The 12755-nt window shown below is 41.2% G+C and carries 13 protein-coding genes; 4 read left to right on the forward strand and 9 right to left on the reverse strand.

What is annotated here, in order from left to right; all coding sequences use genetic code 11:
* Positions 1–39 precede the first annotated feature (39 nt).
* Complete coding sequence (gene aroE / locus AB1488_01930) at positions 40–891, forward strand: shikimate dehydrogenase (protein ID MEW6408857.1); 852 nt, start codon at positions 40–42, stop codon at positions 889–891.
* Here aroE and glnE read toward each other — a convergent pair.
* The 5 genes from glnE to AB1488_01955 form a co-directional block, all read right to left on the reverse strand.
* Positions 884–3922, reverse strand: coding sequence for a bifunctional [glutamate--ammonia ligase]-adenylyl-L-tyrosine phosphorylase/[glutamate--ammonia-ligase] adenylyltransferase (gene glnE, locus AB1488_01935; GenBank protein ID MEW6408858.1), 3039 nt, complete (start codon positions 3920–3922; stop codon positions 884–886). The two genes, aroE and glnE, sit on opposite strands and share 8 nt — an antisense overlap.
* Before the next feature lie 96 nt (positions 3923–4018).
* A complete protein-coding gene (locus AB1488_01940) occupies positions 4019–4411 on the reverse strand; it encodes a PIN domain-containing protein (GenBank protein ID MEW6408859.1) in 393 nt (130 codons plus the stop codon).
* Entirely contained in the window at positions 4401–4598 is a 198-nt protein-coding gene (locus AB1488_01945) for a type II toxin-antitoxin system VapB family antitoxin (GenBank protein MEW6408860.1), read from the reverse strand. Before AB1488_01945 ends, AB1488_01940 begins: the two co-directional genes overlap by 11 nt.
* Before the next feature lie 65 nt (positions 4599–4663).
* Positions 4664–5494, reverse strand: coding sequence for an ABC transporter permease (locus AB1488_01950; protein ID MEW6408861.1), 831 nt, complete (start codon positions 5492–5494; stop codon positions 4664–4666).
* A 100-nt stretch (positions 5495–5594) separates the two neighbouring features.
* On the reverse strand, positions 5595–6566 hold the full coding sequence (locus AB1488_01955) for an ABC transporter permease (GenBank protein ID MEW6408862.1): 972 nt from the start codon (positions 6564–6566) through the stop codon (positions 5595–5597).
* Between the two features lie 15 nt (positions 6567–6581).
* Between AB1488_01955 and AB1488_01960 the strand changes: the two genes are divergently transcribed.
* The 3 genes from AB1488_01960 to cobD are packed head-to-tail and all read left to right on the forward strand — an operon-like array spanning position 6582 to position 10361.
* A complete protein-coding gene (locus AB1488_01960; protein ID MEW6408863.1) occupies positions 6582–8156 on the forward strand; it encodes a cobyric acid synthase in 1575 nt (524 codons plus the stop codon).
* 31 nt (positions 8157–8187) lie between these two features.
* Positions 8188–9201 carry an adenosylcobinamide-phosphate synthase CbiB gene (cbiB, locus tag AB1488_01965; GenBank protein MEW6408864.1) on the forward strand — a complete coding sequence of 338 codons (1014 nt, stop codon included), beginning with the start codon at positions 8188–8190 and terminating at the stop codon, positions 9199–9201.
* A gap of 53 nt (positions 9202–9254) precedes the next feature.
* A complete protein-coding gene (gene cobD / locus AB1488_01970) occupies positions 9255–10361 on the forward strand; it encodes a threonine-phosphate decarboxylase CobD (protein ID MEW6408865.1) in 1107 nt (368 codons plus the stop codon).
* On the opposite strand, the gene AB1488_01975 is transcribed toward cobD, so the two are convergent.
* From AB1488_01975 to AB1488_01990, 4 genes are all read right to left on the reverse strand, one after another.
* Positions 10348–11535, reverse strand: coding sequence for an FAD-dependent oxidoreductase (locus tag AB1488_01975; protein ID MEW6408866.1), 1188 nt, complete (start codon positions 11533–11535; stop codon positions 10348–10350). The two genes, cobD and AB1488_01975, sit on opposite strands and share 14 nt — an antisense overlap.
* 12 nt (positions 11536–11547) lie before the next feature.
* Entirely contained in the window at positions 11548–11856 is a 309-nt protein-coding gene (locus AB1488_01980) for a DsrH/TusB family sulfur metabolism protein (GenBank protein MEW6408867.1), read from the reverse strand.
* 27 nt (positions 11857–11883) lie between these two features.
* Positions 11884–12246: a DsrE family protein gene (locus AB1488_01985; protein MEW6408868.1), complete on the reverse strand. Its 363-nt coding sequence runs from the start codon at positions 12244–12246 to the stop codon at positions 11884–11886.
* A gap of 237 nt (positions 12247–12483) precedes the next feature.
* A complete protein-coding gene (locus AB1488_01990) occupies positions 12484–12714 on the reverse strand; it encodes a DsrE family protein (GenBank protein ID MEW6408869.1) in 231 nt (76 codons plus the stop codon).
* Between the last annotated feature and the right edge of the window lie 41 nt (positions 12715–12755).

The following is a 12755-nucleotide window of genomic DNA, read 5'->3' on the forward strand; positions in this document are numbered from 1 at the left end:
TGAAAATGTCAATTTATTTAATGCGTTTGTATTATTAACATGCAAATAACAGGTAAAACGAAGATTGTAGGAATATTCGGTTATCCAATCGAACATACCTTCTCACCACCGATGCACAATGCTGCGTTTAATGCACTCGGGATAGATTACTGTTATATACCATTCTCTGTGAAACCGGGAACACTCGCTACTGCAGTTTCATCAATAAGAGCATTAAACCTCAAAGGGGTAAATATCACTATACCACACAAGGAAAAGGTAATACCTTATCTTGATGAACTTGATAAAGAGGCTGAAATCGCAGGTGCGGTTAATACTATTGTAAACAGAGATGGAAAACTTATTGGTTATAATACCGATGGAAGAGGATTTTTTAATTCTATGAAGGAATCAGGCGTAACCTTAGATGATAAGAGAATAATGGTTCTCGGAGCAGGTGGAGCTGCACGGGCAATTACATTAACAGCCGTCGCAAAGAATCCAAAACAGCTTACCATTGCTAACCGCACACAGGAAAAAAGCGTAATCCTCGCACAACAAGTAATGGATGTATATCAATGCACAGATGTTGGTGCAATCTCACTTGAGGATATAGAATCATTATATAATTTTGATATACTCATAAATGCAACATCTCTCGGTATGAAAGAGGATGACCCATTCCCAGTTGACCCTGATTTAATTCACAACCGATTAACAGTATGCGATATTGTTCCGAAAGTCACACCGCTATCAATAGAGGCAAGAAAGAAGGGGGCAAAAGTGGTTGATGGATTTGGTATGTTACTCCACCAGGGTGCGCTCTCATTTGAACTCTGGACAGGCCTGACTCCTCCTCTCGAAGTAATGAGGGATGCCCTCCAGTCAAAAGTACCCCAAAAAGTCATTTGACTTTTTGGGGATTACAAAATATCCGCTCGAAGATAACCTTCACTTTTTCTCTGTGATTTTCCAGCTGTTCAATAAATTGCATTGAAGAATTGAATCCCATACGTTTGGCAAACGATGTAAGTTTCTGTTGGTCCCTTGAAAGAAGGCTTGATGATTGGCTTTTTAAGAGTCTCAGCCTACTTTCGACTATCCTTAAGAACATGTAAGCAGAGCTAATAATCTCATATTCTTCGCATGTTATAATTTCTTTATTATATATCCTTTTAAAAGCAAGAAAGGTGTTAGGCACTCGTAGAAGTCTGTGCATTTTCCCATATCTAAGTTGTAGATATTGAATTAAAAATTCGATATCAACAATCCCTCCAGGGGCAAATTTGAGGTCTATAGTCTCTGTATCCTCTCTGGATAACTCTGACTCCATCCTCTTTTTCATCTCCATTATCCTCTGTGCGGAATTATCCTGTAATGGTTCAAGATAGACAGTTGTATGTGCGACATCAAGAAAGTCCCTCCCGAGTGCTACGTCTCCCGCAATAAACCGTGACTTTATCAATGCCTGTCTTTCCCATAGTTCTGATTCACTGATATAGTAGTGTCTGAATCTATCAAGAGATTGTGCTATAGGTCCTTTTGAACCTGTCGGTCTCAGACGCGTATCTATCTTGAATGCAGAGCCCTCCTTAGTATATGCACTGAGAATATAACAAACCCTTTCGGCAAGTTTTGAGAAATATTCATGATTGCTCATACCTTTATCTGTCTGCCCATCCCTCGAATACACAAACAGGATATCGAGGTCTGAACTGTATGTAAGTTCTGCCCCACCAAGTTTTCCAAGACCTATTATGGCTATTCCTGCAGGTAAGCTGTCATCACCAATAGGAACACCAAACCTCTCTTTAAGTTCTCTCTCAGACAGCTCGAGAGATACTGTAAGGCATGTATCTGCAAGCCTCGTAAGCTCATGGGATATCTTTATGAAACCTGCATCTTTAACTAAATCTTCAAGTCCTATCTTTATTTCATAAAGGTATTTAAAACGCCTTATGGCATCCATCATCTCTCCAGATGTTCTACATCCAGAAACAGCATCGGAAAGTTCCTTTAGCATCCCACTCCTGCTTCGCTTCTTCTCGATAGTAATCAGTGACTCTACAATCTCTGGATGACCGATCGCTATCCTTGACAGATACTCACTGTTACCAAAAAGATTAAGAAGGATATCTATTACTCTTATATCTTCCTTTATAAGTGTAAGAAAGGATTCTATCTGTTGCACCGAATTAAAGAATGATTCAAGGTGGTTGAGGGCAAGATCCGGGTCAGGCAGACTGATAATCTTCTCAAAGATATATGGCATAATATCCCTGAGTATCCTCCAGAATCTTGGAGTCCTATGGCTCATTGCTTCACCTTCTCTTATGCTTATGAGATTTCGATAAGCCTTCATTGGTTCATGGAATCCATATCCTGTAAGTATCCCTACCGCCCTCTTTTCGCTTATCTCACCTTCGAGTAAGCTGCGTATGTTTGATTTTTCTGTATCAGGTTCAATCTTATATTGCTGAAAAAGGTTATCGTATATCCTGTGAACGGCTTCAGTATGTCTGTAGTAATCCTCCATCATTGCCTCAGATTCCTTTTGATTGCTTTCATCCCTGTAACCTATCCTCTTCGCAAGTTTCTCTATATCTTCAATTTGTGCAGGAATTGTGTGAATCTGTCTGCCATCGGCAATCTGAAGCCTGTGTTCAACTGTCCTAAAAAATACATAAGCCTTTGAGAGAGTCAGGTGTTCTTCATGCGAAAGTAATCCCTTGAGACTGAGTTTATGCAGTGCCTTGAGGGTACTTCTCTCCTGTATGCTTTCTTCTCTTGCACCATATATGAGCTGGAGTGTCTGTATAAAGAACTCTATCTCCCTTATACCACCGTAGCCCCTCTTGACATCTCTGTCACCCCTTCCCTTGAGCATCACACTTCTATCTATCCTGGACTTTAGCGCCCTTATCTCTTCTATTGCACTGAAATCGAGATATTTCCTGTAAATGAATGGTGTTATCCTGTTCATAAATTCTCTTCCAAGGCATTCGTCTCCAGCAATCGGTCTTGCCCTGAGCAACGCAATACGTTCCCATGTCTGTCCCCATGACTCATAATATAATTCAGAGGAATCAATAGACGCTGCAATATCACCCCGGCTTCCTGCAGGCCTGAGCCTCAGATCAACCCTGTATGCAAAACCATCCTCTGTAGCGGTGCTCAATACCTTTGTTATAAGCTCAGCGAGCTTGGTAAAATATTCATGATTTGATATGCGTATATGTCCTGTCGTCTCACCTTTTGTCTCGGAGTATATATACATGAGGTCTATATCTGAGCTAAAATTGAGTTCTGTCCCACCAAGTTTTCCCATTGCAATGATTGCAAAGGCAGGGTTAGATGGAGTCCCATACTTCTTTTTAAGCTCTCTATCACAGATCGCATAAGCACTCTGAACAATAACCTCAGCAAGGGAAGAAAGTTCTTCTGCTGTCTCGGTAAAATCTGCCTTTCCTGTGAGGTCTCTGAGTCCGATTCTCAATATCTGTTTATTTTTGAATCTCCTGAGTATTGGAATCAGACCATCTATTGCCGTATCTTCTCTTCTAAGGCTTGAAAGCTCTCTCGTAAATGACCTCTTCTCCCCGGCAGAGCTCAATGTCTCAGATTTCAGTATCCAGTCCAGCAATTCCTCTGGAGAAGTGAGGATAAAGTTTGAAAGAAATTGACTGCTGCTAAAGAGTGTAAGCAAGTTCTGCGTAGATGTTATATCTGTGAAAATCCCGTGCAGTTTGTCCTTTCTGGGATGACACGATGTAAGTCGTTCGAGGTTATTGAGAGCAATATCAGGGTCTGGTGTCTTTGATATCTGTTCTATGAGGGAGATGGTGAGCGCCTTATCTCTTATCTCGTTATTCAGCGACTCAATGTTTTTCTCTGCCCTCTGAATGTTTTTGAAACCATAATCCCTTATATATTCTAAGAACATACATTATTCTATCTTTATCTCCACTGATTTGGCAAGCAAATGCTCGTAGGAATACTCTTTAAATCTTTTAAAGAGGAGGTAGACCCATGTATACATTCACAGTAATTTTATTCCTAATTCTTTGGAAATGTCGTTGAAATGTCTATCGAGGGTATAGATGGAGCATCTGTGTTCTTTTGCAATCACAGCAATATAGCAGTCTATTAGATTTACACTCTTACCTTTTTTTCGTATACCGAATGAAAGTTTCCCAGCTTTGAGCCATGTATCTTCTTTTTGATCTACAATCTTAAATGCATCGAGAAAGTTAGCAATAACAGCGATTTCTTTCTCTGAATGAGCACCCTGTATGAGTCCAGCAATAACTATCTTCGGGACAAATATCTGAGAATCCGAAAGAAGGTTCTCTAACTTTTCCGATAAATCTCTATTTGCCTTCTGGAAGTAATTAATCCATACAGAGGTATCTACGAGGACATTACCGTTCATAGTGCCTGAGTTCTTCAGCGGTAAGGTCAAATTTCAACTTACCTTTCATAGACTTTATCTTTTCAATTTTTTTATGTCTTAGATACTCTGCTATAGCCTCTTTTACCGCTGTTGCCTTACTCTTCGCACCAGTCTCTTTCAGGAGCTCATCGAGTATATCTTTTTCGATCGTTATTGTTGACCTCATAGAACTATTATGATATATCTGCACATAAAAATCAAGTAATTTTATGCATTATTGATGCACAATTGTTACCTTAACCTCGGATCTATCGCATCTCTTATGCCTTCACCGAGAAGATTGTAACTGAGAACGGTCATGAGGATGGCAAGCCCCGGAAAAAGCGAAAGCCACCATGCTATCTCTATATTGTCTTTCCCTGAAGTAAGTATCCCACCCCAGCTCGGTGTTGGTGGCTGGACACCAAGTCCGAGAAAGCTGAGAGCAGATTCTGTAAGAATTGCACCTGCAACACCCATCGTAGCTGCAACAAGCACGGGTGAGAGGGCATTTGGCAGTATTTGTTTGAATATTATCCTTATATCACCAGACCCAACCGCCTTTGCTGCAGAGACATAGTCCCTCTCTTTGAGGGTAAGAAACTCTGCCCTTACAAGCCTTGCTACATCCATCCATGCGGTTACACCTATAACAATCATAATATTCCAGATACTCGGTTCAAGTATTGAGATAACCGCAAGGATAAGAAAAAATGTCGGGAAACAGAGCATTATATCCACAAAACGCATGAGGATATTGTCTACCCTTCCACCGTAGTAACCTGCAATCGAACCAACGATTATTCCGATCATTATAGCTATTCCAACTGCTATAAAACCTACCTTGAGCGAAACCCTGGAGCCCAACAACATCCTTGAAAGTACATCCCTGCCGAGCTCGTCTGTGCCGAGTGGATGCGTCTTTGTTGGATGAGAAAGGATGTTATCCGTATCTATGAAGTTCGGGTCATAGGGTGCGATTGTCTCTGCAAAGAAAGATACTGCAAAAAGCAAAAGGACCACTATACCACCTGCTACACCGAGTGGATTTCTACTAAACCTCTTCCAGAAAAGATATGTGATGGTAAACACCACAGCACCTAACTGAGTCCCAAAAATCTTGTGATACTACCCTCCCCAAAAAGTCTACGACTTTTTGGGGTACCCCTTAGTTGGGGTGTCCCTATTTTAATTTCACCCTTGGATCTACAACTGCATACGCTATGTCTGCAAGGAGGTTTCCTATCAATGTGAGAAACGCACCTATAACGAGTATCCCCATTATGGTTGGATAATCCCTTGCCATTGTTGATGCGTAAAAGAGCTGACCCATTCCCGGTATTGCAAATATTGTCTCAAATATCACGCTTCCACCAATCAGCCCCGGGACAGAGAGTCCGAGTATCGTTACTATCGGCATGAGGGCGTTTCTCAGGGCATGTTTATATACAACATCTCTTTCAGATAGCCCTTTTGCTTTCGCTGTTCTTATATAGTCCTGCCTGATTACCTCAAGCATATTTGACCTTGTGTACCGTGAAAAGCCAGCAATTCCACCAAAAGCAGCAATAAAGACGGGCAGAATAAGGTGTTGTGCCCTGTCGAAAAGTAACTCGAGGGCAGACATGCCAGAGACATTAAGGCTCTGAATCCCTGATATCGGCAGCCATCCAAGTTTAACCCCGAAGAGTATCATAAGCAGGAGTGCAAGCCAGAATGTCGGAGTGGCAAATCCAATAAATACAAATACAGTGGTTATTTTATCAAAGAGGGAATACTGTTTTGTTGCTGAAAGGACACCAATCGGCACAGCAACAATAAAAATGAGTAACATGGAGAGCAGGTTTATAGTTATGGTTATAGGAATACGCTCCATTATCTTCTTTACAACAGGCCTTCCATCAACAAAGGAAGTGCCAAAATCAAAGTATACAAATCTTTTTAGCCAATCAAGATACTGGACATGTAATGGCTTATCAAGACCGTAGAGTTTCTTAAGGTTTTCCCTCGCCTGTGCAGATGCCTTAAGGCTCATCTCTGTTTCTACCTCTGCTGGTCCACCGGGTGCAAGATGAATAACAATAAATGTGATTAATGTGATACCGATAATCAGGGGAATCATCGTCAATAATCGTCTTGTGAGAAAACCAGCCATCAGAAAAAATATAGCATGAAATATAATAATTATGGTATAAAAAACTATATGGCTAAGTCTATTATGATACAGGGCACTGGCTCCTATGTCGGGAAAAGTGTGATAGTCGCCGGTCTCTGTCGTATTCTTAAACAGGATGGATTTTTTGTCGCACCTTTCAAGGCACAAAATATGGCGCTCAACTCATACATTACAGCAGAGGGAGACGAGATCGGAAGGGCTCAGGCAATGCAGGCAGAGGCTTCAGGTATCATACCAACGGTTGATATAAATCCTGTTCTTTTGAAGTCAAACTCTGATAACAGTGTGCAGGTTATTATTAAAGGAAAGGTCCATGCTGCAAATATCTCTGGGTCTGATTACTACCGAATGAAGGATCTTGCGTGGGAGGCTGTCAGGGAATGTTACAGTCGTCTGTCATCGCAATATGAGGTCATAGTAATAGAAGGGGCTGGTAGCCCCGCTGAAGTAAATCTAAAGGAACACGATATCGTTAATATGCGTGTTGCTGAGATGTCCGATGCACCGGTGATCCTTGTATCTGATATAGATAGAGGAGGAGTCTTTGCTTCCATAATTGGGACTCTTGAACTTCTTGAAGAGGATGAAAGACAGCGGATCGCAGGTTTTATAATAAATAAGTTCAGGGGTAATCTTTCACTCTTGAGACCAGGACTTGATTTTCTTGAGAAGAAGACAGGGAGACCTGTCCTCGGCGTCGTGCCCTTTTTCAAAGATATATACATCCAGGAAGAGGACGGCGTTGTATTCGATAGAGCACAGAGCACAGAGTATAGGGTACAGAACACAGAACACAGAACTAAGTTGAATATCGCTGTAGTGCGTCTTCCACATATCTCTAATTTTACAGATTTTGACCCCTTCAGGTTTGAGTCTGATGTAAAGATAAACTATGTCAACAGGCCTGAGAATCTAAGAAATGCCGATGCTATCATGCTTCCCGGGACAAAAAATACGATTGAAGACCTTATCGCTATAAAAAATTCAGGTATCGCAGATGTAATAGTAAATATGGCATCTAAAGGCATACCTGTGATAGGGATATGCGGTGGATACCAGATGCTCGGTAAAGTCATAAAAGACCCCTATCATGTCGAGACACATACGACAGAAATTGAAGGACTTGGACTGCTCGACATAGAGACCACACTTGAAAAGGAAAAAATAACATCACAGGTAGAGGCAGAATTAGTTCAAAGTTCAGAGTTGGGGGTATTGAAGGGTTATGAAATACATATGGGGAAGACATTGCTGGGTAATGGAGTCAGACCACTCTTTTCAATCAGAAGATTGACGAATAATAAGTCATCTGAAACCTCAAATCATCAACAAACTGATGGTGCTATAAACCCTGATGGTAGGATATGGGGCTGCTATATTCATGGCTTATTTGATAATGACTGGTTCAGAAGGAAATTGATAAACTTATGGAGGAATGACTGTCTCCAGAAGACATCAATCTACCAGATGGAAAGGGAAAAAGGTTTTAATAAATTAGCATCTTTACTCAGAAAACACATTGACATGAGTACTATTTATAGAATAATGGACAACTCAATGTATCTTTGATTTTTAATCTTTGATTTTTGATTTTTATTAAATGATAACCCCAATACAAACCCTGATTGCTTATCTACTTGATATTGCCTTTGGCGACCCTCGATGGCTACCCCATCCAGTAGTATGTATCGGAAGGGGAATTGGTGTCTTAGAGAAGATGCTCCGTTCCTATGCAAAAAATGCTTTACCAGAGAAAATTGGAGGCGCCATTATAGCAGTAGTTGTTATCGCCGGGACATATATCTTATCTACTATTTTCATAACCGTATCCTACCGTATCTCAGATATATCGGGGACCGTGGTCACTATATTTTTAGCCTACACCACCCTTGCAACCCGTTCGCTGGGTGATGTCGCATATAAAATCATATATTCTTTGAAAGAGAGGTCAATCAGTGAAGCGAGAAAGAATCTCTCGATGATAGTTGGAAGGGATACAGAGTCGCTTGAAGAAAAAGAGATACTCAGGGCTTCTGTAGAAAGCATTGCAGAGAATACATCTGATGGCATTGTTGCCCCTCTTCTTTATTTAGCAGTAGGTGGTGTGCCAGCCGCCATGGCATATAAAGCAGTTAATACCCTCGATTCTATGTTAGGCTACAAAAATGAGCGGTATATCAATATTGGCTGGGCATCTGCAAGGATTGATGATATAGTTAATTTCATACCTGCAAGGATAACAGGGGTCTTAATAGCTGCATCAGTTTTTGTTCTTTCACTAATTCGCAGGCTAAAGCCTGCGTCTACATCATTTTCTCGCTTCTCACTTCCCACTTCTCACTTCTCACTTAAGATAATGCTCAGTGATGGAAGAAAACATCCGAGTCCGAATGCTGGCATACCTGAGGCAGCAATGGCAGGGGCACTTGGAGTTAGACTTGGTGGAGAGGCATCTTATTCAGGTATAAAGGATTTTAAACCTTACATAGGTGAGGGTATGAATACGCTGGACGCCTCCAAGGTTGAAGATGCGGTGCGGATTATGTATACTTCATCTCTGCTGATGTTATTATTTACACTATCAGTGCAAATATTGAAAGGTTTATTTATATGATATAGTCTCTTCAACATCTTAAAAGTGACATTTTCATTGAAATGGAGCTTACTATGAATTATTTTCACGGTGGAAATATCTACAGTGCCTCGAGAAAATACAGGATAAAAGAAGAACGAATCATTGATTTCAGTGCCAGTATTAATCCACTGGGGGTCTCACGAAAGGCAAAGGCTACTATTAGAAAGGCAATAAAGAGGCTTCCTAATTATCCTGACCCCGATGTGGAAGCATTGAGAAGATTAATCTCCATCAGATATAACATCTCACCTGAGAGCATACTATGTGGTAATGGTTCAACAGAACTTATATATCTTATCCCGATGGCATTTAAACCTCATGGTGTTCTAATACCTCAGCCAACATTCTCAGAATATGAAAGGGCATGCCAGATAAGTTCTGAGTTGAGAGTTATGAGTTATGAGTTAAAGGAAGAAGATGGGTTTAAGATAAATCCTGATGAGTTTATATCACTCATCACTCATCACTCATCACTATCCTTCAACATGGCATTTCTCTGCAATCCAAATAACCCCACAGGACATTTACTCAAGAAAGACGAGGTTATGCGGTTGTGCAGTGCTGCGTTTGAGAGGAATATAATGGTTGTTGTCGATGAGGCATTTATTGACTTTACACCAGAAGAATCCATCATCAGAGAAGCATCAGAAAGCAGGCATGTGATTTGTCTCAGGTCATTCACAAAATTCTATGCACTCGCTGGATTGAGGATAGGATATGCAGTCACACACGCCGATACCGCGAAGCACCTCAAGGCGTTTAAAGAACCCTGGACGGTAAATACCCTTGCCCAGAAGGCATCTATAGTTAGCATGAAGGATAAGACATACATAAAGAATACATTTGAGGTAATAGCCAGTGAAAAGGAGTTTCTCCTTAAAGCGATTAAGAAGATAGATGGTCTTTCGCCTCTTCCATCTTCAGCAAATTTCTTGCTGATAAGGATTGAGGACGAGCGGTTCAATTCAACAAACCTGAGTGAAATACTTGCAAGAAGAGGAATGCTGGTCAGGGACTGTGCATCTTTTGGCATCGGGAACAGATACATCAGGATAGCTGTAAAAAGCCATGCGCATAATGCAAAACTTGTAAAGACCCTTAAGGGGATTTTTGGGGAGACTGGTTTTAAGGATAGTTAAAGAACCTGTGTTTGAGATTCCACAAGTAGTATTTTTCAAAGGCAACCTTTACCCACCTCACCCACCGTCCCTTCTTAAACAAAGACCTGTTTCTTGGAGGAAGAACAGGATCTGCCATCATCAGTGCCCCTTCATCTCCCATATCCATAAGGCATGTTACACTTAATTCAGATGGAGAGATACTGCCACCTTTAATATCAGAATAGATGTGCCTTGCAGCTTTTTTTGCCATCTTTACTGTCATATTCCCTGTTTTTGGCACACCTGTTGGAACTGGGGTCTGTTCAGGAGGGGCAATAGCAACAGAGACACCCACTGCATAGATATTTTTGTATTTTGTATGTCTATAAAACTCATCTACAGGTATAAATGCCCTTGGGTTACCGAGTCCAGATACCTCTACTGCTTTTACCCCTTTAAAGGCAGGGACTATCATTGAGTATTTAAAAGGAAGGGTTGTTCCATCCTTCAATCTGATATTTCCAGGGGTAATCTCCTCTATTGCAACATTCGGTAGAACCTTGATATCCCTTATTGCAAATTCGTCCTCCATCAGTCTTTTTGAGTTCTTGAGCCCAGCGATTCCGAAATGTCCTACATATGGTTCTGATGTTATAAAAAACATCGGCACCTTATGTCTTTTCCTTATTCTCCTCACCATTGAGTCAATTTCGAATGCAAATTCATAAGCAGGTCCAAAACAACTGACGCCCTGTGCAGAGCCTATCACAATCGGTCCCAGTCCCTCAAGAAATCTCTTCCATCCATAATGTGCCTTTTCTGCATGTTCGAGTGTGCAGATGCAATCCGTGTATTTATCAGGTCCAAGCCCTGGGACCGCCTCAAATTCAAGGTATGCACCTGTAGCAATTATTAGATGATCGTAATGAACAAGACCTGATGTTGTATAAACTATTCCTTTCTCTGGATCAATCTTTTCTGCAGCGGCATGGATAAATCCGATGTCACCCTTATCAAGCAATGGTTTTAGTTTGATTGTTATGTCTCTGGCCTTTCTCAAACCAAGTGCTAACCATGGTAGAGATGGGATAAAGACAAAGGTATCTGTGTCAGAGACTATTGTGATTTCATGCTTCCTGCCGAGCAGTCTCTTGAGTTCAAAGGCTGTGGTCAGACCACCAAAAGAACCACCGATGATAACAATGGTCAGCATGGCACCACCATGTTAAAAGCACCCAAGCACTCTGGTATTGTCCTTCATCATCCTGCTAACCAGGATATTATAATCTATGGGCTTTACCTCGGGCAAGAGGTCATCGGGGCTGTAACCTCTTAATTTTATATCATCATCGATAACAAGTATCTCTGCATCCTTACACAGTCCTTTATCAAGATTGCCTTTCAGCGTAAAGTATATCGCATCCTGTAAGAAACAGAGTGCCAACTTCGTGTTTTTACTAATCTCTTCGCTGATCTTTAATGCCCGTTTGAGCTCTTTTCCGGGCGGACTTGATAACAGAATCAATGTCTCCATATGCACCTCCAATTGGTCATAGACCAATCAAAAGATAAGAAATCCTTTTGACTCGCTTATAGTCTTTGCTATAAATTTCATGTTAGTTATTTTTATTCCCTCGACGAGATCATCTCCTGTTAAGCCTCTTTTTTTCGCAGATTCTTCTTCTGCGTAGACCTCAGGGCTTAACTCTTCTTCTGGTGAAATCATAGAGAAACTTTCCGCAAGATTTATCCACTCTGTTCCTTCTGTACTCTGACCCTTTTTACCAGTATAAACACCATCATCAACTAAAAAGAGGTAACCCTTAAAGTTATTTGACTCTGCACCGAGGAGATGTCTTATCGCCTCACCAGCATTGACCGTACCATAGGGCGATCTCCTTAATATTATCGAAACCTTATCCATCCTTACCTCCCTGTGAAGAATTTCATCTTATGAGACCCTTCGCTGCCCCTTCGCTACGCTCAGGGCTTCGGCTCAGGGTAAATGCGATTATTAAAAATTTAGTAGTCGCATTTAACTACCAATATTCAAAAATACCTTGCTTTCTCTCAGCAACTTAAAGAACTCCTTAAGCGATATCTTTGTGCATCCTTCGATAAAATCATCTTCCGCAGGACCACGGAAGTGGACACAACTCCCTCAGAGAAGCACCTTGAGGCCTTTCTGTATAAGTCTACTGAAGCCTTCAATCGCACTCGGTAGACCTTTTCCCTTCTGATTACGCATAAAACAGTATATACCGTCGCCAGATGCAATGAGATTAACCTGATGTCCTGCATCAAGTGCTGCCTCTGCAAGCCTTATAGCAGTATAGGTGTTCTCGTGGGTATAAGGCGATGTGCTTAATACTAAGGTCAATATCTCTGCCACATTCTCACCTCCTTTACACTGCCCTCATATATTCAATTATT

The sequence above is a fragment of the Nitrospirota bacterium genome (assembly GCA_040756155.1).
Classification (GTDB): domain Bacteria; phylum Nitrospirota; class Thermodesulfovibrionia; order JACRGW01; family JBFLZU01; genus JBFLZU01.